Raw genomic sequence first — 20,917 nt, 5'->3', positions numbered from 1 at the left:
GTATCGGGGAAGAGTCGGCAAAGATTAATGGAAATAAAAGCAGCAGGGCCCAGGGAGGCCGTGCTGCTTTCATTCCGGAATTATTTGGAGTTGCGTTGACGTTGTCTGAGTGTCAGCAAGCCGGAAACAAGAACGAAGCTTCCCAGCAAATAGTAGGGCATACGACTTGTATCGCCAGTCTTGGGCAGCGTATCTATCGGAGGCAGATTCTCATCTATTGCTTGATCAACCTTCTCGTCAGGCCCTCCTCTAGGAATCTCCTCCTCTTCGACGATAAAGATCGTCTCGGTTGGCTCTGGCGATTCTGGCGGAGTCTCCGACGGTGTCACAGTAGGTGGCACGGTAGGCGGAGTCGTAGATGGCGGTATAGTAGCGGTAGCGCTTGGCGGTACGCTAGGCGTAGCGGCAGGCGGATTTGTCGGCGGAGTCGTAGGTGTCACAGGCGGATCGGTCGGTGGAGTCGTAGGTGTCTCAACAGGCGGATCAGTAGGCGGAGTCGTAGGTGTCTCAACAGGCGGATCAGTAGGCGGAGTCGTAGGTGTCTCGACAGGCGGATCGGTCGGCGGAGTCGTAGGTGTTGCAGGCGGATCTGTCGGTGGAGTCGTAGGTGTTGCAGGCGGATCTGTCGGTGGAGTCGTAGGTGTTGCAGGCGGATCTGTCGGCGGAGTCGTAGGTGTTGCAGGCGGATCTGTCGGTGGAGTCGTAGGTGTTGCAGGCGGATCTGTCGGTGGAGTCGTAGGTGTTGCAGGCGGATCTGTCGGTGGAGTCGTAGGTGTTGCAGGCGGATCTGTCGGTGGAGTCGTAGGTGTTGCAGGCGGATCTGTCGGTGGAGTCGTAGGTGTTGCAGGCGGATCTGTCGGTGGAGTCGTAGGTGTTGCAGGCGGATCTGTCGGTGGAGTCGTAGGTGTTGCAGGCGGATCTGTCGGTGGAGTCGTAGGTGTTGCAGGCGGATCTGTCGGTGGAGTCGTAGGTGTTGCAGGCGGATCTGTCGGTGGAGTCGTAGGTGTTGCAGGCGGATCTGTCGGTGGAGTCGTAGGTGTTGCAGGCGGATCTGTCGGTGGAGTCGTAGGTGTTGCAGGCGGATCTGTCGGTGGAGTCGTAGGTGTTGCAGGCGGATCTGTCGGTGGAGTCGTAGGTGTCACAGGTGGATCGGTAGGTGGAGTCGTAGGTGTTGCAGGCGGATCAGTAGGCGTAGCCGAAGGAGACGGACTAGGCGTCGTACATCCGGTGGCCGATTGGAACGCATATTTGAGCAGGTAAAAATGTCCGGTTCCAGGCTGCAGATGCTCCTGAACAGGACCCAAGTAGAGGTCAAGCTGCGAAGGACCGCACGGAGGCAAGTCGATCGTGAGTTCATATTTGCCCGGCGAATCTGCCTTCAGCGTATGAGAAGAAAACAATACTTGGTCTTCGTAAGGCAGCGGCGAGCTGTCATACCTATAGTCGGAGAACGTAATTTCAACGCAGTCCATCGTCGTTTCGAAGTAGGCTGTCGCTGTCCCGTTGTTATGGATGACGATCTGTATCCCTTCTCGATCGACGGCATTGATGTTTTTGGTGTAAGTCTGGCAGATTGGGGCAGGTACAGGTGCGGGGATAGTACCATTGGCGGAGTTGTCGCCTTCGGCCCAAACAATGGAACTTAACGGAAATGATACAATTAGTATCATTGATAATAAAAAAGCAAGTCGTTTCTTAACGGTTGACATGCTTTCACTCTCCTTCTATCAGTAACTGCGGCTCTCCTCCGACATCCTGCAAGGCGATGCTAGTCGTTTCCCAACGCAATACGCTGTCCAAGTCTCCGGATGACTTCGGTAGCATAGGGCATGACATGGAATGCCGAATAGTCATTTGAATATATGCATAGGGCTTGTACAAAAATGATAACATATTATGAATATACGGCAAGGGTGTTATTTTGGGAGATGTTGGGGATTGGACCGAAATGATTGTCGAAATATGTAAGCGGATGCACATTATAGCTTCTTGTCCTGTTCTGCCGTAACCGATGGGCTCCTTTCGGCATATAGTGGCATAGAGGAGGTGGCTGATATGTTAGAGCTTCTGCTACTGGTCATCGGTTGTTATGCGGCTGCAGCGCTTCTGGTGCATCTGGCATACAGGTTCGGAGGGGAACGCGAGAAATTGCGCAAACATTACGTGCTGATCGCGGACGGGCGGCAGCCTCATATGGAATGGTATTTGCGATCCATACATTCTTTCTCGAGTTGGACGGGGAGTGACATACGGTTGACCGTTCTTGATCGCGGTTTGACAGACGAGTCGAAAGCGATCGTAGATCGGTGGAATCGCGAAAGCCATTTGGTAGAGATGTTGCGGACGGATACGGGCGAATCTGGCGTTACTGACGGCAAGAGTTATTCATCAAGCGGGGATGGAGCGGTTCATCTGTTATGGCTCCTTCAATCGAGGGGAATCGTATCCGAAAGGGATTATCCTGTATTGGTAGATTTACAAAATCCGGAAGACTTGTCTAAGATGCCTTTTTAGCTTATAATCGCCTTATATACCATAATAACTTGAGAGAATCCAAGTGAAGCACACTTGATTAATGCCGGCTAACGGCTTAATCGGTGTGCTTTTTTGTCGTGGACTTGAAGGGACGCAAGGAGACAGACGCCGGGCGAGATTAAAAAACAGAGCAGTTACGAAAAAGGGGGAACGCAGTTGAAAGCATATGTGTATTTGTTGAAGCAAAACGAAGAATGGACAGCTTGGATGACTCTGTCGCCCGAGGTGGATTACGCTTTTTGGTTCGGAAGAGGGAGCGCCTGGCAAGAGGCGGATTGCGCTTGGTACTGGCAGGAACCGCTGCCTCTCGGTCAGGCGGCCGAGGCGGTGCGGCTGTGGAAGGAACGAGGCCGGCGCGGAAGCAGAGCGTTGCTTGCGAAACAGGGATGGGCAGCCCTATGGGATCGGGGAGAGACCACAGAGGCCGTGTGGCAGGCAGAAAGTGTAGGCAAGTCGGATAGCCGCAGCAGGAAGCAGAGGAGAGCTCCTGGCGAAGCGGAGGCTGTCGGAAGGATGTCACGACTCATTGATGAAATCCGGACAGCAGACTTGGGGAGGCGAAGAAACTGGCTGTTCGATTGGGGAAAAGGAGCGGTGGCAGAGTGTTATGAAGGCGGCGGATTGTATGGAGGGAATGAGAGTGAAGAGAGTGGAGGGAAGTGTGGGTATGACGGGGACAGGCCTGGATTGGGGACGAATGGAGGGCAAGAAGGAAGAAGAGAGGTGCCACTGCAAGGTAAAGATAGGGGCGGCATTGGGGAGATGCGGAAAGCTGCTGCGATAGCAGGTAATGGTGGCGGCAGCATTAGGGAAGCACAGCATGTTAAAGCGTTAGCAAGAAACGGAGACGAACGGTGTTATGAAGGTGAGCGTGTCATTAGAAAGGGGCGGCGCAGAAGTGTGGTGCGCTGGAGCGCAGGTGACGGGCGGCAAGTTATGGATGCCGACCGGTGGAGTCATGTGGCGGCAATCGCGAAGCTTGCCGCCGGGCTCTTGCAGGGACGCGCGCTGCTAAGCGTGGAAGCGCGCGCCCTGCTCGCCAGCGCAGCCGTGCCCGGCGCCGAGGCCAACTGGAGCGAAGCGATCCAGTTGGCTGCGCTGCTCGGGCAGGTGCGCCTGAGCGGATCGGTCGCTGCCCCCGAGGGCAAGCGGGCGGACGCCCGGCGCCGACTCCGCTGCATGCGTTGCGGCAGCGGAGAGGCGCATCTGCGGCGCGCGCCATGCATGTCCTGCGGGCGCGACTGTGCCTATTGCGAGGCCTGTATTCTGATGGGCCGGAGCCGGGAGTGCGAGCTGCTCATTCGGGGCATGTACGACTCGCCCGTATGGAAGGAACAAGGGCTTGGCAGATGGAAGGCGCTCCGGCGTCAGCCGATGCCGGAACGACTTGGCAAGTGGGGACTAAGTCCGGCGCAGCGGGAGGCTACGGCGAAGGCGCTTCATTTTCTCGAAGAGCATCCCGTTGGAGAGAGAATGAAAGGCACTCGTGTACCACGCCTTAGTAATACGCTTGGCAGAGCGATCACGCGATTAATGCCGTCTGGCCGCTCTCGGAAATCTGGTGCAAGTGACATGGACCAGCAACCCGGAGATGACGAATCGGATACGCGTCCTCTACGCGGGAATCAGGAGCAAAGAACACGAACCGCGATCGAGGAGCGCTATAACTATTCAGGTCGGCGCGAGGGCGAGGGCGATAGAACAAGCGAGGGAACAAGCAATGGCATGAGCAAGGGAACAAGCGGCGGAACTAACAGTGGAACAAGCAAAGAAACAAGCAAAGTAACAAGCAAAGGAACAAGCAAGGACAAGGGGACTAAGCTGCATGTCGTAGAAGCGGGGGCATCTAGCACGCGGAGCTCCGTTCTGGAGGAGGACAAACCCTCACCCGATCGCAGCTTCCTTATTTGGGCGGTGACAGGAGCGGGTAAAACGGAGATGGTCTTTCCGCTGGTCGAGTCTATCATAAGCAGAGGGGGGCGCGCCTTGATTGCATCTCCGCGCAGGGACGTCGTATTGGAGTTGGATCCCCGGATACGGAAAGCATTCCCTGCATCGAACGTTGTGACGCTGTACGGAGGGAGCGAACAACGTTGGGACAGGGGAGAAATCACTTTGTCGACGACGCATCAGCTCATTCGATTTCACGAAGCATTCGATCTCGTCATCGTCGATGAAATTGATGCCTATCCGTACCATGGAGATCCTATGCTGTATTTCGCGGCAGACAAAAGCCGCCTTCCCGGCGCGCCAAAGCTGCTGTTGTCGGCAACCCCTCCTCGTGAGCTTCAATATGAGGCCAAGCAAGGCAGGCTGGCGCACGCGCGCGTGCCCGTGAGGTATCACCGACATCCGCTTCCCGTCCCCAAGTTGCTTCGTTCGCCAAGTGTCCGCCATTTGCTGGCAAAGGGGAGTGTGCCTGCCTCGCTCCTGCATGCCATTCGTCATTCGTTGGGGCGCGGGGCGCAGGTATTTCTATTCGTACAGCGTATTAGCGAATCCGAGCCTATGGCCGCGCTGCTTCGCAAGCAGTTGCCGGCGAGCGAGATCGAAGCAACGTCCTCCAAGGATCCTGACCGCGCTAATAAAGTCATTCGCTTTCGCACCGCCGAGACCCGATTGCTGGTGACGACAACCATTCTGGAGCGGGGTGTGACAGTTCCGCGGAGCGATGTTTTTATCCTTGATGCGGACGGCAAGTTATTTGATGAAGCGTCCCTTGTGCAGATGGCAGGGAGAGCTGGACGATCGGCAGATGATCCTGCCGGCAAGGTTTATTTTATCGGACCGGCCAGGACGGTCTCACAACTGCGGGCTGTTCGTCACATCAGGGGGATGAACCGAATCGCAGCGCGAAAAGGTTTCTTGCTCGAGGTTCGCCGTAGCGACAAGCAAAAGGAGAAGGGCACATGAGCTTTGTTCAGTGGCTGGCGGCATTAAAGAAGAGTTTGACCGGAGCGCATAATTTGGTGGATTGGCTGACTGTCGGAGCGGACAACTGCCTCGTGTGCAATGGAATGATTCGCGGGGAATCGCAGCATGATAGAACCGCCAAAGGGCTGCTATACTTGCGACAATCCTTATGTCATCGTTGCAGGGAGTCTATTCCATGGATAAATCGAGTGGAGTGCCCTCATTGCGGCCGGGATATGAATTGCGAAGATTGTAAGCGCCAGCCGAACCGGCATTTCCGGTTAAATCGAAGCGCTGTTGCCTATGATGCCGTGATGAGGAGCTGGCTGGCGATGTACAAATATCGCGGACTGGAGCGGCTTGGGCCTGCTCTGGCGGAGATGTTGTGCCCAGTATACGAACGACTAACCGAAGCGGCAGGCGGCCGATGGGACGCCATGACATATGTGCCAATCAGCGATATTAGAGCAGAGGAACGAGGATTTAATCAATCGGCCGCGATGGCCGAGTATGTCTCGAAGCGTTATGGCATTCCGTTGCATTCGCTGCTTAAGCGTACGCGGCATACCGAGAAAATGAGCTTCAAGACGCGAACGCAGCGTCTAAGAGATGCTCAGGGGTTATTCGCGCCGAGGGAAGCGGGTTTTCAAGAGCTTAGGGCAAATCACCCCCTCCATATTGGAGAAAAAGCCATGAATATATTGCTTGTAGATGATATTTTTACGACAGGTAGTACTGCGGATGCTTGCTCCAAGGCGCTCCAAGCGGGAGCCCGGTTACTGGATACAGAGGCATGCATCTATGTGTTGACATGGGCGCGATCCTAGAATCATCCTGTGCTGAAGTGGTGAAGGGACGTAACGCAATCGCCAATCATTTTGCTAATGAAATGAGCCTTGAATTCCGTTAAACTATAGTAAGAGCTGGTTTTTACGGACAAGGAGGTCGTTGAGTTATGAATTTGGATAATTGTCCTCGCTGCGGCAAGCTATTTGCCAAAAACTTCAGAGATGTTTGCCCGGTCTGCATTCGGGACATCGATAGAGAGTATCAGTTGTGCGCAGATTATCTGAGAGAGTTTAAAGGTGCGATGATTGGGGAGTTGTCGGACCAGACCGGCGTCTCCATCAAACAAATCACGAAGTTCATTCGAGAAGGACGTATTTCGATGGTTAATGCCCCAAATCTTTCTTACCCATGCGAATCTTGCGGTACATTAATCCGTGAGAATCATATCTGTGACAGCTGCCGCGCCCGTCTTGTTAAGGACACAAACCAGATGAGACGGAATGAAGCCAGCAAAGCGGCGATGACGGAGGAAGAGAAACGCGCAGCGCAGGCCGCATACCGTGGGATATCCCAGTATAAGGACAGATAAATCAACAATACTATTAAATAAAGCTTGACTAAAGCCGATAATACTTGCATAAGGTATTCGGCTTTTTTAGTTCCCGTAAATGAATGAGGTGGATAAATTGAAGATAAACGAGACCAATCGCATAGGCGGCACAAATCCGTACCAGAAACATTCGGAATTCAGGGCGGAGAGCGCCAAGAAGGCCAAACAAAAGGACGAAGTGCAAATTTCGGCCGCAGCCAAGGAGATGCTGACGACGAGCAAGCTTAACAGCACGGAACGTACAGAACGTCTGAACGAGCTCAAGCAATCCGTTGCCTCTGGCACATATCATGTCGATGCAGGCAAGATTGCAGAGAAGTTATTGCCTTATTTAAACAACAACAATTGAACGGAATAAAGGCGGGATGAGCGGATGTCGATGACAGGCATGATCGAAATATTGCAGCAGCAGTTGAACTTGTACGAGAGGCTGCTTGTCTGTGAGGAAGAGAAGAAACCGCTTATTCTAGCCAATGAAGTTGTTAAACTGAACGTTCTAACGCAGAAAGAAAAGCTGCTGACCGCCCAAGCCGATGAGTTGGAGACAAACAGACTGCTCATGACGGCTAGACATTTCAAGGAGCTGGGCTTCCGCAACCGCTCTGGCATATTATCGGATCTCATCAAGTCCGTCAATCATCCGGAAGAGAAGCGTCAGCTTATGGAGATGCACGAGTCGCTGACTCGCGTACTTACCAGGCTCAAGCAAATTAACGAAGAGAACCAGATGCTCATCCAGCAGTCATTGGATTTCGTTAATTTCTCGATCAGTCTTATGGTCGAAGATCCTAACGAGGACGTTACGTACCAGCATCCAATGAGCACCAACTACGGGAATAAGCGCAATTGGTACGATTCGAGAGCATAACGAGGAGATGAAACGATGAGATCGACCTTCCACTCGCTGGAGACGGCAAAACGAGGCATTTTCACGCAGCAGGCTGCGATCAATACGGTTGGTCACAACATATCTAATGCCAATACAGAAGGGTTCTCACGGCAAAAGGTAACAATGGTTGCAGCGAGGCCGATCGAGGCATATGGCTTAAATCGCTCGAACGCACCGGGACAGCTTGGTACGGGTGTTGAATTTACTTCAATTACCCGTATTCGCAATGCTTTCCTGGATCAGCAATACCGTGAACAAAGTCATGGTGTTGGCAGCTTGGAGATTCAGACGGATACGCTTAACAAGCTCGAGGGCTACGTCAATGAACCTTCTGATCATGGAATTCGTGCAGTCATGGAGAAGTTCTGGAGCTCATGGTCTGACCTGAGCAAGGACCCAGAGAACGTAACGGGACGGGAAATTTTGCAGGAAACATCGAAGGCGTTAATGGATACATTCAACGAGCTGAATCGTCAATTGACGGATCTACATGCGGATTTAACTTCCAATGTCGATGTAAAGGCGTCAGAAGCCAATTCGCTTCTCTCTACCATTAGTTCATTGAACCGGGAGATTGGCAGAATCGAATCCATTGGCGATAGTGCCAACGATCTTAGGGATCAACGGGATCTCATGACGGACAAGCTCTCCAAAATCATGAACATTACAGTATCCGAAACTAACCAAGGTTATACCATTAACATGGGGACGACGAACCTGTTGGAAGGAACGACAGTCACTCCGGTCACTGCGGGAACGCTGGAAGCCGCGTATACTAGCGGATCTCTGCAGGGCGGAGAAGTTCATGGCATGATCGTATCCCGCGATAAATACGTGACGGAATTCGCGAGTCAGTTGCACACGCTAGCGAATACGATTGCAAATGGGGAAATCGAGGTTACGATACCCAAAGGGTCGGTTCTGCCTGGTACTACCGTGCCGCTTGCTGCCGACCAAACCATTACGGTTAACGGTATTAATGGATTGCATAAGCTTGGTTACACGTTAGAGGATCCGGCTACTGCCGGACAAGATTTCTTCGTCTTTACCGCTGATCCGAACAGTTTGACAGGTTGGAATTATCAGCTTAATGCATCTATAGCGGCCGACTCCAACAAAATCGCTACTTCGTTGCGCACGACTACTGACGGTGGCGGAGTAACAAGCGTAATTAAAGGGAACAACGGATTGGCGCTCCTCATGTCCGAATTAAAAAACGTAAGGTTTGCTTTTGATGAGACTGCAAAAGGCGGAGGTATTACTCAAGCAACGGTTAGCGACTTTTATGGTGCCGTTGTCGGTGCTCTTGGCGTTCAAAGTCAGGAAGCGGATAGACAGTACAACAACTCACAGATGCAATTGGACCAAGTTCAAAGCAACAGATTATCCGTCAGCGGGGTTTCTTTGGACGAAGAAATGTCCGATCTGATTAAGTACCAATATGCCTACAGCGCATCTGCAAGATTCATGACTACATTCGACGAGATGCTGAATAAGCTTATCAATGGAACAGGAGTCGTTGGCCGCTAATTTAAGCGGTTATCGCTAAGGGGGAACTGGAGTATGACGCTTCGAGTAACGCAGAGTATGATGCATTTGCAATTGTCTAGAAACTTAAACAGGAATATGACCCAGATGGAGCAGTTGCAACAGCAAACGGCGACTGGTCGCAAGATCAACAAAGCATCCGATGATCCGGTAGGTATTACATATTCCTTACGGTACCGCTCGGAGCTATCGGCCACGGAGCAATATCAGAAGAACGTAGACGCTGCGCTCTCTTGGCTTGACTTTAATGATACAGTGCTCAGTCAGGCGGGAGATGTTTTGAAACGGGTTAAAGATTTATCTATTCAAGCTTCGAATGGAACCAATTCGCAAGTTGCGCTTGATAGCGTCAAAAATGAAATCATTCAACTGAAGAATCAGCTTGTAGATATTGCGAATAGCAAGATTAATGGAAAATATATATTTAATGGGGAGAATTATGACCAAGCTCCCTACAGCAAAACAAACCCAAAAGCTTCTGAAACGGATAATGGAACGATACAATACGCCGTTGGTTTTAATATGACATTGGATATTAATCAGCCAGGTGAGAAAGTATTCGGTATTGCTGATCCCGCAGGTACGACAGATAATGTTTTTTCCGTATTGGATCGAATAATAACAGGGCTAGAGAGCGGTTTGCATGATTCTATTGATGCTGAGTTTTCAAATATAGACATAAGTATTAATCGAATTTTAAATATACGGTCGGAGTTTGGTGCTCGAACGAATCGGGTAGAGCTGATTCAGAATAGACTTGGAGATTTAAATATTAATTTAACTGGTATGCAGTCAAAAACCGAAGATGCTGATTTCGAAAAGCTGCTTATTGGTGCTCAGATCAACGAAAATATTTATCAGGCTTCGCTATCAGTTGGTGCAAAAATTGTTAGTAAATCCTTAGTGGATTTTTTAAGGTAGTATGTTACCGATACCACAAATTCAAATTCAGTCGACATCGGCAAAAATCGGCATGAAGAGTGAGGCAGGAAAATTTGATATCTCGCAGCCGAGAGCACAAATGAATATTCAGACCGAACCGTCCACTTTGGATATTAAATCGGAGCAACCTGTTGTTATCGTAGATATGTCCGCGATGTGGGATGCGCTTAATGGCGGCAGTCATCTGCAGTTTATGAACCGTATATATAATCAAAGCGGTAAGTTCGTTGTAGAAGCAGTCAGAGGCACCGTGGAGGAGTACAACAGAATTGGAGAGATACTGACTGACGTCGACCAAGTTGGTGAAGCTGCTTGGTCTAATCTTACGAAGGAGCCGATGCAAATTGAAGTTTATGGTTCTGCTTCGTATGATAATGTTCAGTTTGAGGCGAAAATTTCAAAACCGGACATTAACTTTAATCGTGGTCATGTAGAGATTGATATCCGTCCCCAAAAGGTGGAGGTCTCATTCACAAGGGGGCAGTTGCAAATTTACATGGAACGTTATCCATCTCTTCAAATAAGTGTACCCAAAGTTAATATGTTTGGATAGCCATGATTTTGGGAATCCGTATAGGTGTAGCAGACTTATACGGTTTTTTTAATTTAGGGAACAGATATGCACTACGAACAATTTCCAACTGTCGTATCGCAAAATAGTGAAATGAGGTGTAGTTATGCTGATGCAATCATCACGTTTAGGTGAAATCGAATACGATGAAAATGAAGTGATTTCTTTTAAAAATGGGATACCTGGCTTCAAAGAGCATAAAAGATTTAAAGTGATCGCAGTGGAAGACAGCCCATTTATGTATCTACACTCAATAGACGACGGTGCACTATCATTTATAATCGTATCGCCTTTTGATTTTTTTCAGGAGTATGAATTCGATTTGCCTGATTACGTATTAGATGAATTGAGTATTGCAGAGAACTCAAGTCTGAAAATCATTAGCATTGTAACCATTCGGGATAATCTTGCTAATGCAACTATTAACTTGGCTGCACCGATCATAATCAATGTAACCAGCAAACGAGGCATACAATATATATTGCCGGACGGCAAGTATAAAGTAAGCCAATTACTCTTCACAAAACAAGATATGGAGTAAGGGGGGGATTTAATGCTTGTATTGTCTAGAAAAAAAGGAGAATCAATACTGATTGGAGAAGATATTGAAATAAGCATAATTGAGATTACTAACGACCAAATAAAGCTAGGCATAAAAGCACCCAAGGAAGTTGCAATCTTAAGAAAAGAGTTGTATGTATCGATCGAGCATACCAATCGTGATGCAGAACAGTCTCCAATAAGTATGACAGAACTTAAAGAACAGTTTAATTTGTTGAAGAAAGAGAAGTCTTAGGAAGACATAAACTACTGGTTATTTTTTTTGGATCTCAGCATTTTGCAACCCGTGTCTTTTTTTCAGAGACGCGGGTTATCTATATGTATGAAAGATTGCCGGCTAGCTTAGGCTGGCTATTTCCGCTCTCATCAAAACAATAAAAACAGCCGAAAAAAATGAAGACTGCTATAAACATTTCCGAAATGCCGCCGATAATATTAATATAGCCGTTATATAAACAACTGCTAACCACAAGGATGTGGAAATCACAACATTTCAGGGAGGAATTATCAATGCGTATTAATCACAACATCACAGCTTTGAACAACCACCGTAACATGGGAATGAACGATGTTAAGGCTGGAAAATCCATGGAGAAACTTTCGTCCGGGCTTCGCATTAACCGTGCTGGCGACGACGCTGCAGGTCTTGCTATTTCCGAGACTATGCGTGCTCAAATCCGTGGTCTTGAACAATCCCAAAAGAACGTTCAAGATGGTATCTCCTTCGTTCAAACAATGGAGGGTGCACTTAACGAAGTAAGTGCAATGTTGGTTCGTATGAAAGAGCTTAACGTTCAGTCCGCTAACGGAACTTACAGCTCTGATGATACTGCAAACATTACTGCGGAGTTGAATGCTCTGAACTCCCAAATCACGCAGATCACAACGACGACTAACTTCAACGGCAAGAAACTGTCCGATTCCATCGACATCAGAACAAGTGACGTTGCAAGCACTGTCATTACAATCGGTTCAACAACTGTATCGCTGGGTTCGACAGGTGAGTCTGACGTTGATGCTGCAATCAAATCGGTTACAACATCGCGTGGTACATTGGGTGCTCTTCAAAACCGTTTGGAGTACACTTCCAACAACCTTGGTACTACGATTGAAAACATCAGTGCTTCTGAATCGCGTATCCGCGACACAGACATGGCTAAGGAAATGGTTGAGCTCACGAAGAACAACATTCTTCTTCAAGCTTCCCAAGCTATGCTTGCGCAAGCGAACCAACAACCGCAAGGCGTTCTTTCCTTGCTCCGTTAATCATCTTAGAAAAAATAGGGCGCCGATTAAAATCGGTGCCTTTTTTTTGTATAAGAAACCCCCCAGTTCGACTGAGGGGTTCAGGAAAGCTTATAGCTATACGTAAAAATCCCATTGACCTTTATGATATAGGGCCGATGGAAGCCACCGGCTAAGTCGGTGGTTATGACTATATATACTAATGAAAATCTGTCATATACCGATAAATAATATATAAGGAGCTAATCGGGAGGTTATGAGATGATTACTGGAATTGCCGGTGGCAGCTACTCCGGAGGAAGCCAGGCAGAGAGCCGGCCTGTTGCTCGAGAGTATGCACAATATCAACAAAACTCTGAACCGATTACACCTACTCCAACATCAAGTATATTTAATCAACCAGATACAGGTGTAAAGAAATCTATTGGCGACGAACAATGGGACAAGATTTTAAGTGCTGCTGTAAAGGATTTGCAAGGGCCGAATACTTCACTAAGTATTTCAGTCCACGAGGAATCCAATCAACTTTTAATAAAAGTAGTAAATAAGGATTCGGGAGACGTAATACGCGAAATCCCTCCAGAAAAGACCTTGGATTATTTAGCGAATTTATTGAAGTTTGCAGGAATCATAATAGACAAAAAGGTTTAAGGAGGTTGCTAGATGCGATTATCAGGCTTGGCATCTGGAATGGATATTGACACGATGGTGAAGCAGCTAATGATGACTCGTAAAGGGCCGTTGAACAGGCTGCAACAAGAAAAGCAGACACTCGAATGGCAGCGTGAATCCTATCGTGAAGTGAGTACCAAATTAGTAACTTTAGTGAACGACAAAATGACAAGCTTGCGGAATACGTTTAATAATCAATCGTTGAAGGCTTCGACAAGCGGCACTAATCCTGATGCGATCTCGGTGGTAGCGAGGAAGGATGCGACAAGACTTCCGGTAAGCATTAATGTAACCAATACTGCAACGGCATCATCTGCGACAGCTACTTTTACCGGTATTACCAGGGATTCTCTTGTAACTATTGCATCTGGAGGGGCAATTTCGAACAGCTCATCTATTAATATCGTAATAACAAAACCTGACACCTCATCAGAGACATTAACTGTAAACTTTGAAGCTACCGATACGATGCAATCTTTAGTGAAAAAGATAAATAGCCAATATGGAGAAAAAGTGTCGGCTACCTTCGACAGTGCCTCGGGGAATCTGGTTGTACAAAATAAAGTAACAGGGGCTAGTGCAGGCACGATTAGCCTGGATGGCGTTCTGTTTAGCAATATTGATCCGGAAGTTTCAGTTGCTGGACAAGATGCGGTGTACACCATTAACGGTACAGATCCGAGAACTAGCTCATCTAATACGATTACTTATGATGGACTTACCATCACATTGAAAAGTGCAGGCACCGCAACGGTTACGACTGCAGCTAATACTGACGAACTCGTATCGGCAGTAAAAACTTTTATTGAAGAGTATAATTCCTTGCTGTCGCTTATTAATGGTAAAACGAACGAAGAACGCTTTCGTGCGTACAAACCATTGACAGATGACCAGAAGGAAGGAATGACAGAAGACGAGATCGAAAAGTGGGAAGTAAAATCAAAGAGCGGGCTATTAAGAAATGATAGCATTCTCACAGGGATCACAAATTCGCTACGTACATCTATGGTTACAGGTGTTGATACAGATTATGGTTCAGTGTCTATAATGGATTTGGGTATTGTAACAGGCTCTTATGGCACAAGGGGGCAGTTGAAGTTAGAGGACGAAAGTAAGCTGCGTGCTCTTATTGAGCAGGAACCGGAGAAGCTGAGCGCCTTTTTTGGAGCTAATCAATTTGGCACTGACGCTTCATCCAAAGGCATGTTAAATCGTATTACGGATATTGCGAAAAAAGGGATGGATGATCTTTATAACAAGGCGGGCACATCTAGAATAAGTGCAGATCTTACTTCAGGATTTCTTGCCTCGAGTATAATAGGAAATCAGCTTAATCAGCTCGATTCGCGAATAGCGGAACAGAATCGAAAACTCGTTATTTGGGAAAATAATTATTATAAACAGTTTTCAGCAATGGAGTCTGCAATTAATAAACTAAACAGTCAAAGCAGCAGTATCACGAATTTGTTATCGTAAGAAAGGAGCGTCAAGGTTGATAACAACACCTTATGATAAATATCGTCAAGCACAAGCTCAAACTGTGAATGGTTCCAAGTTGGTAATCATGCTATATGAAGGTGCAATCCGTTTTACCAAATTAGGAATTGAGGGTATTGACAACAAGAACATTGAACAAGCGAATAACAATTTGATAAAAGCGCAGGCGATTATCAATGAGCTTGTCGCAACCTTGAACTTCGATTACGAGATATCTAAACAGTTGGTTCAATTATATGAATACATGTTGCACTTGCTGATCCAATCCAATTTACGCAAAAGCACATCTGAGGCAGAAGAAGTTGTAACACTCCTGACAGAATTAAAAGAAGCGTGGGTTACGATTAGTAAATCCGGCGATGCAACCACACATGCAGGGGCGAATCGTGCATGATCTGACGCTGCTATTAAGCAGACTTCGGGATTTAACTGTAACGATTGTCGAGAATATCGATAAAGTTACCTATGAGAAACTGGAGACTTTTGTCGAGGAGCGAGATGAACTTTGTGCCGACCTCATAAACAAGAGTAAATTGAGTGGCGGGTTAAATGAGGAGCAGAAGGCAAGCTTGAAATGGATACTGTCGCAGGATCAAACCATCTTAAAAAAGATGGAGCATTACAGGGATGAAGCAAGTGACTGGTTGCTTCGAAATCAGCAAAATAAGAGTAGAAAACTAGCTTATAACGCGGAATACGACTATGAGAGTATGTTTATAGATTTTAAGAAGTGAATAGCAAACAAAAACCAGTTTCAAAATCGGAAACTGGTTTTTGTTTGCTATTCGGTATAGCTACTTTATAATAGACAGTTTGCGTAACAAAGGGAAATAATCATATAACAGGTTCATATAATGAAGCTTCTTTGTCTCATTGTTTGAATGACTGATGTAATAACCAAGCAGTTGTTTCGAATCCGGGCCAAGTTCAATTGCTCGTTCAAGAAAGACGAGACCGTCATCAATTAGGTTGTTATTGAAATGTAGGAACGCTAGGTTCTCGCACCCCGAAGCAGTTAACTCATTTCGTTCCAGTACTATTTGATAGTAATTCACGGATAGATCAATTTGGTTCTTTTTAAAAAAGAAATTAGCTAGTAGGTTTAGAAGCGCAGAATGCTCGGCTCGTTGAACTACTCGGTCGAACAACTCATATTTTTTCAACAAGAAGAGTTCGGATGCAAACTCGAATATTGCGAGAGATTGTTCATCTGACCATTCATCGAGTATCTCTTTATCATGAATGAGCTTTTCATATAATGCTGCTGGAATAGATAGTTCATTTGCAGCCGTTTGAAAGATTTCAAGAGATTTTTCGCAGACTCCCCACAATATATTGCCTGCTGCGACGCAGCGAAGTGTACTGCTTTGATCGATAGGTAAATCTATCGATTTAAGAAGTGCTCTGAAAACTTGTTGTTGATCATGTAAGATTGCATATTTAAGCTGTATCTCCATTCGAAGTAAAGAGGGATCGTTTAACTCGGAATAGTAAATCTTTGAAAGCTCGGTCTGCCCGATATTTGTTAAAATGCTAACAAGCATATGCAGGTCTCTCTGCTTTAGTTCAGGGTATAGTTTATCAATATATTGCTGAACAGATTGGACGGATTCATGGTTTGCTAAAACGTCGAGAAGCTGACTCAGTGCATTATATTCATTTGGATTAGATTGGAGTATCTTTGTTTGATAATAAACGAAACTATTCAAATCCTGCTCTATGGAGGCGAGATGTGCCAACCTATTTAGAGGTATGCTTGACCCATACAAAGGGTTAATCAACCAAAATTTACTCTTGGCCGACAACTGTTCCGCTTTTTGAATAGATTTTTCGAAAGCAGATTTGGATTTTCCGTACATTCCCATTTGTTCATAGATAATGCCTTGAAAGCAATGGTATTCAGGAAAATTATCATAGGCTTTGAAAAACTTTTCATTAAGCTCCCATGCGTCAGAAAGGCGATCAAGCTTTAAAAATATATTCCATATTTTTGATGCGCAGTCGAACCTCCAAGGGTGCTGCGATGTTGTTTTTGAGAATGCTCTTTCATAGCTGTATAACGCTTTTTTAAGATCCCCTTTAACAGAGAATTCATTTCCTACGCAAAAATGATCGTATGGGGTGAATCCCGTTTTTTTCTTTAGTTCTGAAAATATTTTTTCGTTTCTTTGCTGCTTTCTCTTTTTATCTATGACGTCCAGAATATAACCGGTATGAAACACGGTTATTGGGGAGGCAGTAACTCTTAATGTTTCGCCGGAAGTATTTATCAGCTGCTCATGAATGGGGCGTTCATACTGAATGCCTTGGAAGTTAGGGAATAATCGAGGTATCGATGCTTCCGTTAATTTGGTCGAATGGATTGATTGCCCAACGTAGCTTACTACAGATATGGTGTATATGGATGAAGGAGTTATCGCTTCTTCCTGTAAAAACAAGCGAATCCTTGCAATATCATCAGGATTAATATATTCGTCGGCATCCAACACGAGCACCCATTGCGATGTTGCGTGCCGAATACTTTCATTTCGAGCAACTGAGAAGTCATTTACCCATTTGAAGTCATATACGTGATCGGTATATAAAGCGGCAATTTTCTTCGTTGAATCGGTTGAACCTGTGTCGACAATAATGAGTTCATCAGCTAAATCATTTACACTCTTGAGACAGCGTTCCAGAACATCATCCTCGTTTTTTACAATCATGCATATAGATAAGAGCTTCTCCACGATGCTAGATCTCCTAACTTATCGATATTATAATCAGTATTATATATTATATCGTCATTTAGATCGCACTTATTATATTAGAATGCTGCCTGTGTAAGATGTCTACATAATATGTAGTAAATCAAGACAAACAAATGATTAAAAAGACCATCATCTGTTAGCTCGGATGTCTAATAAAACCGTGGATGTATCCGCTTCCAAGAAATTGTTTGACAATTCCATGATTTCGGTGGTATAGTCAATTTGTGGGCCAGACCTCATTGAAGCCTCACAGTATTTGAAGATGAAGGGAATGTTTGCGAATGCAAGGTAAAGTAAAATGGTTTAATGCAGAAAAAGGCTATGGATTCATCGAGACTGAGCAAGGCGGCGACGTATTTGTTCATTTTTCCGCAATCCAATCCGAAGGCTTCAAAACGCTTGAAGAAGGTCAAGCGGTTGAATTCGACATCGTTGAAGGCGCACGCGGTCCACAAGCTGCAAACGTAGTCAAACTGTAATCATCCGGCTATTATTAGCCACTGAAATAGATGGTTCAATTGACAGTGCCTATCACAAAGCTCCGGGGAAACCCGGAGCTTTATTTTTTATACACCAAACATAGTCGCCATCTCTAGGGTGTATACCTAACTGGGGTTGGCAAACGACGTGGTGGACCTACCTAGGAGATCAGCCGTTTCGTTGGACTGCGATCTGGTGAATCTATCGATGATCTTCCCGAATGTCAGTGATCTGCTGAAGCGTTTGTCGATCAGCGAGCATTTACCCTTAATTTTATGGGTGGAATGTTCGATATACTAATATATATATGCTCATTAAGAAGGTGCTGGTGGATATGGGACTTCTAGATCGTTATAGAGGAATGAAAGTTCTGGTTACAGGACATACAGGATTTAAAGGGTCATGGATGAGCAAGGTACTTACTCTAAGTGGAGCAGAGGTTATCGGCTATGCCCTTGCACCTCCAACCGAACCCAGTTTGTTTAAATTGTCAGAAGTAGACAATAAATTATCTTCCATTACGGGAGACATCCGTGACCTAAAGAGATTACAGGATTGTTTCGCTACTTATCAGCCAGAAATCGTGATTCATATGGCAGCCCAGCCATTGGTTAGGGAATCATATAAAAACCCGGTTGATACATATGCAGTTAATGTAATGGGAACTGTTAATTTATTGGAAGCCGTGCGCGGTTGTGATAGTGTGAAATCGGTAGTCAATGTAACAACAGATAAAGTTTACCGAAATAAAGAGTGGGGTTGGGGATATCGTGAAAACGATGAATTAAATGGTTTTGATCCATATTCTAATTCCAAATCGTGCTCTGAATTAGTGACTTCAAGTTATATCAATTCCTTTTTTTCTTTCCGACAACAAAGTTGTGCGATTTCAACCTGCAGAGCAGGCAATGTAATTGGTGGTGGCGATTTTGCAATAGATCGGATTATTCCCGATTGTGTGCGAGCTGTCTCAGCAAATCGTGAAATTATTGTACGCAATCCAGCCTCTACCCGCCCGTATCAACATGTGCTTGAACCCATATTTGCCTATCTTCAATTGGCAATATCGCAATTAGAGAATTCAAAATTCGCGGGTTCCTATAATATCGGACCAGATGATGAAGATTGTGTTTCCACAGGGGAGCTAGTGGATATGTTCTGCGGAATCTGGGGAGAATCGGCATCATGGAATTGCATACCCGAAGAGAACGCACCTCATGAAGCGCATTATTTAAAACTCGATTGTTCCATGTTCAAAAGCGCTATAGGTTGGAAGCCAAAGTGGCATATTGAGGATGCTTTAAAGAAAACGGTTGAGTGGAGTAAAGCCTATCAAAATGGTGAAAACATTAGCGAAGTTATGAATCGACAAATTCTAGCCTACGCAGAGGGATAAAGGAGGGTGCGCTTTGAAAAAGGCTTTGGTAACGGGTGCGAACGGGTTCTTGGGTGCAGCTCTCATAAATGAATTATTAAAACAAAATGTATCGGTTATTGCTGCGGGGCGTGAAGGAAGAGACGATCATATTCCGAATCACGAGAAAGTGCGTTTTGTTTCTTTTGATATAAGCCGGATTTGTGATCTAAAAGATAAGATTGCCGATACAGATATCGATGTCTTCTATCATTTAGCTTGGGCAGGGAGTGCAGGTCCATCGCGTGCTGATACAGCCTTGCAGCTGCAAAATGCGCAGTGGACAGTGGATAGTGTTCGAGTTGCAAAGGAAATGGGCTGTAAGCGATTCGTAGGTGCGGGAAGTATTATGGAGAAAGAAACGACGACGGTTGCGTTTTCCCAAGGAAGCGAGCCTGGGATGGGCTACATTTATGGTGGAGGGAAGTTGATTGCCCATTGCATGAGTAAGTCTGTGGCCGCTCAACTTGGAATTGATCATCTATGGGCGGTTATAACTAACGCATTTGGCGAAGGGGAAATATCCCCGCGTTTTATCAATACGACGCTCCGCAATATAATGAATGACAAGCCTTTACAATTTACAGTTGGGACACAAAATTATGATTTTGTTCACGTGGCGGATGTGGCTAGAGCATTATATCTAATTGGTGACAACGGGAAAACGAATCATGAGTACGTTATTGGAAGCTCCAATGCACGTCCGTTGAGAGAATTCATCCTCGAAATGAAAGAACAGCTTGCACCGGAAAAAGAGTTTCAATTCGGGGATGTTCCCTTTACTGGCGTTAATCTTCCGATGGAGGTATTCAACTGCTCAGAAACCGAGCGGGATACAGGTTTTCGTGCCGAAATTTCCTTTTCCGAAGGTATTGTAAGAACGATGAAATGGGTTCAAAGAGAGGATCAATAATCATGCAGAACTTTTCGTTTCACGCCACAGAAATAGAAGGATTGATGCTTATAAAACCTTTTATAGCCGAAGATGAGCGTGGTTACTTTATAAAGGATTATTCCCGTGAAGTTTTCGAGAAGAATGGGATTCGTCATAATTTGGAAGAAGTTTTCTATACTAATTCCCATAAGGGAGTTATACGTGCTATTCATTTCCAACGTGTTAAACAGCAGGCGAAATTGGTCCGATGCGTTCAAGGACATATCTTCGATGTCGTGGTAGATCTGCGTAAGAACTCAAAAACCTTTGGCAATTGGCAGGGATTTTATTTGTCTGGAGAATCGAACGATGAGTTGCTTATACCTGCAGGCTGCGGGCACGGCTATCTAGTATTAGAACAATCCATCGTGTCTTACAAATGCGCAGAAAAATTTTACGGCGAATATGATGATGGCATCATATGGAACGATCCGGCATTGGCTATAGAATGGCCATTGAACCTAGTAGATGGAAGTGTCATTCTTTCTGCAAAGGATCAGAAATTACAGACATTTGCCCAGTTTGTAGATGTATACGGTGGCTTCTAATCTTCTGGGAATGAAAGGA

The 20,917-nt window shown here is 46.1% G+C and carries 22 protein-coding genes; 20 read left to right on the top strand and 2 right to left on the bottom strand.

Annotation, left to right across the window (positions count from 1 at the left end; translation table 11 throughout):
* Positions 1 to 80: 80 nt before the first annotated feature.
* Positions 81 to 1,709, bottom strand: coding sequence for an LPXTG cell wall anchor domain-containing protein (locus B1748_RS36485; protein WP_143810331.1), 1,629 nt, complete (start codon positions 1,707 to 1,709; stop codon positions 81 to 83).
* A 346-nt stretch (positions 1,710 to 2,055) separates the two neighbouring features.
* Between B1748_RS36485 and B1748_RS18640 the strand changes: the two genes are divergently transcribed.
* The 16 genes from B1748_RS18640 to fliT all read left to right on the top strand — a co-directional run bounded on the left by B1748_RS18640 (position 2,056) and on the right by fliT (position 15,506).
* Positions 2,056 to 2,514 (top strand): hypothetical protein, encoded by a 459-nt coding sequence (locus B1748_RS18640; protein ID WP_087569440.1) that lies wholly within the window; start codon positions 2,056 to 2,058, stop codon positions 2,512 to 2,514.
* Between the two features lie 177 nt (positions 2,515 to 2,691).
* Entirely contained in the window at positions 2,692 to 5,448 is a 2,757-nt protein-coding gene (locus tag B1748_RS37585) for an ATP-dependent helicase ComFA (RefSeq protein WP_256975759.1), read from the top strand.
* On the top strand, positions 5,445 to 6,275 hold the full coding sequence (locus tag B1748_RS18630; RefSeq protein ID WP_087569439.1) for a ComFC family protein: 831 nt from the start codon (positions 5,445 to 5,447) through the stop codon (positions 6,273 to 6,275). The genes B1748_RS37585 and B1748_RS18630 overlap by 4 nt, the downstream gene beginning before the upstream one ends.
* Positions 6,276 to 6,403: 128 nt before the next feature.
* Positions 6,404 to 6,826, top strand: a complete 423-nt coding sequence (locus B1748_RS18625; RefSeq protein ID WP_087569438.1) for a TIGR03826 family flagellar region protein — start codon at positions 6,404 to 6,406, stop codon at positions 6,824 to 6,826.
* Positions 6,827 to 6,923: 97 nt separating this feature from the next.
* The gene (gene flgM, locus B1748_RS18620) at positions 6,924 to 7,196 is read left to right on the top strand and encodes a flagellar biosynthesis anti-sigma factor FlgM (RefSeq protein ID WP_087569437.1); all 273 of its coding nucleotides are present in this window, start codon (positions 6,924 to 6,926) and stop codon (positions 7,194 to 7,196) included.
* Between the two features lie 24 nt (positions 7,197 to 7,220).
* The gene (locus B1748_RS18615) at positions 7,221 to 7,715 is read left to right on the top strand and encodes a flagellar protein FlgN (protein ID WP_087569436.1); all 495 of its coding nucleotides are present in this window, start codon (positions 7,221 to 7,223) and stop codon (positions 7,713 to 7,715) included.
* Positions 7,716 to 7,730: 15 nt separating this feature from the next.
* On the top strand, positions 7,731 to 9,266 hold the full coding sequence (gene flgK / locus B1748_RS18610; RefSeq protein ID WP_087569435.1) for a flagellar hook-associated protein FlgK: 1,536 nt from the start codon (positions 7,731 to 7,733) through the stop codon (positions 9,264 to 9,266).
* A gap of 33 nt (positions 9,267 to 9,299) precedes the next feature.
* On the top strand, positions 9,300 to 10,205 hold the full coding sequence (gene flgL / locus B1748_RS18605; RefSeq protein WP_087569434.1) for a flagellar hook-associated protein FlgL: 906 nt from the start codon (positions 9,300 to 9,302) through the stop codon (positions 10,203 to 10,205).
* Position 10,206: 1 nt separating this feature from the next.
* Entirely contained in the window at positions 10,207 to 10,779 is a 573-nt protein-coding gene (locus B1748_RS18600) for a DUF6470 family protein (protein ID WP_087569433.1), read from the top strand.
* 124 nt (positions 10,780 to 10,903) lie between these two features.
* Entirely contained in the window at positions 10,904 to 11,338 is a 435-nt protein-coding gene (fliW, locus tag B1748_RS18595) for a flagellar assembly protein FliW (RefSeq protein WP_087569432.1), read from the top strand.
* Between the two features lie 12 nt (positions 11,339 to 11,350).
* Positions 11,351 to 11,593 carry a carbon storage regulator CsrA gene (csrA, locus tag B1748_RS18590; protein WP_087569431.1) on the top strand — a complete coding sequence of 81 codons (243 nt, stop codon included), beginning with the start codon at positions 11,351 to 11,353 and terminating at the stop codon, positions 11,591 to 11,593.
* 275 nt (positions 11,594 to 11,868) lie between these two features.
* Positions 11,869 to 12,624, top strand: a complete 756-nt coding sequence (locus B1748_RS18585) for a flagellin N-terminal helical domain-containing protein (protein ID WP_087569430.1) — start codon at positions 11,869 to 11,871, stop codon at positions 12,622 to 12,624.
* A 240-nt stretch (positions 12,625 to 12,864) separates the two neighbouring features.
* On the top strand, positions 12,865 to 13,254 hold the full coding sequence (locus B1748_RS18580) for a flagellar protein FlaG (protein ID WP_087569429.1): 390 nt from the start codon (positions 12,865 to 12,867) through the stop codon (positions 13,252 to 13,254).
* 12 nt (positions 13,255 to 13,266) lie between these two features.
* On the top strand, positions 13,267 to 14,751 hold the full coding sequence (gene fliD / locus B1748_RS18575) for a flagellar filament capping protein FliD (RefSeq protein ID WP_087569428.1): 1,485 nt from the start codon (positions 13,267 to 13,269) through the stop codon (positions 14,749 to 14,751).
* A 16-nt stretch (positions 14,752 to 14,767) separates the two neighbouring features.
* Positions 14,768 to 15,166: a flagellar export chaperone FliS gene (fliS, locus tag B1748_RS18570; RefSeq protein ID WP_087569427.1), complete on the top strand. Its 399-nt coding sequence runs from the start codon at positions 14,768 to 14,770 to the stop codon at positions 15,164 to 15,166.
* The gene (fliT, locus tag B1748_RS18565) at positions 15,159 to 15,506 is read left to right on the top strand and encodes a flagellar protein FliT (protein WP_087569426.1); all 348 of its coding nucleotides are present in this window, start codon (positions 15,159 to 15,161) and stop codon (positions 15,504 to 15,506) included. Before fliS ends, fliT begins: the two co-directional genes overlap by 8 nt.
* 60 nt (positions 15,507 to 15,566) lie before the next feature.
* Here fliT and B1748_RS18560 read toward each other — a convergent pair whose 3' ends face one another.
* Positions 15,567 to 17,501, bottom strand: coding sequence for a tetratricopeptide repeat-containing glycosyltransferase family 2 protein (locus B1748_RS18560; protein WP_087569425.1), 1,935 nt, complete (start codon positions 17,499 to 17,501; stop codon positions 15,567 to 15,569).
* 302 nt (positions 17,502 to 17,803) lie between these two features.
* On the opposite strand from B1748_RS18560, the gene B1748_RS18555 reads away from it, so the two are divergent.
* The 4 genes from B1748_RS18555 (at position 17,804) to rfbC (ending at position 20,898) form a co-directional block, all read left to right on the top strand.
* Positions 17,804 to 18,001: a cold shock domain-containing protein gene (locus B1748_RS18555; protein ID WP_087569424.1), complete on the top strand. Its 198-nt coding sequence runs from the start codon at positions 17,804 to 17,806 to the stop codon at positions 17,999 to 18,001.
* Between the two features lie 335 nt (positions 18,002 to 18,336).
* The gene (gene rfbG / locus B1748_RS18550) at positions 18,337 to 19,398 is read left to right on the top strand and encodes a CDP-glucose 4,6-dehydratase (RefSeq protein WP_087569423.1); all 1,062 of its coding nucleotides are present in this window, start codon (positions 18,337 to 18,339) and stop codon (positions 19,396 to 19,398) included.
* A 13-nt stretch (positions 19,399 to 19,411) separates the two neighbouring features.
* On the top strand, positions 19,412 to 20,329 hold the full coding sequence (locus B1748_RS18545; protein ID WP_087569422.1) for an NAD-dependent epimerase/dehydratase family protein: 918 nt from the start codon (positions 19,412 to 19,414) through the stop codon (positions 20,327 to 20,329).
* 2 nt (positions 20,330 to 20,331) lie between these two features.
* Entirely contained in the window at positions 20,332 to 20,898 is a 567-nt protein-coding gene (rfbC, locus tag B1748_RS18540) for a dTDP-4-dehydrorhamnose 3,5-epimerase (protein ID WP_218781642.1), read from the top strand.
* Positions 20,899 to 20,917: the final 19 nt, after the last annotated feature.

The sequence above is a fragment of the Paenibacillus sp. MY03 genome, assembly GCF_002165585.1.
Lineage (GTDB): Bacteria > Bacillota > Bacilli > Paenibacillales > Paenibacillaceae > Pristimantibacillus > Pristimantibacillus agaridevorans.
The sequence above is the reverse complement of the archived record's forward strand: the minus strand, read 5'-3'. Positions and strand labels throughout refer to the sequence as shown.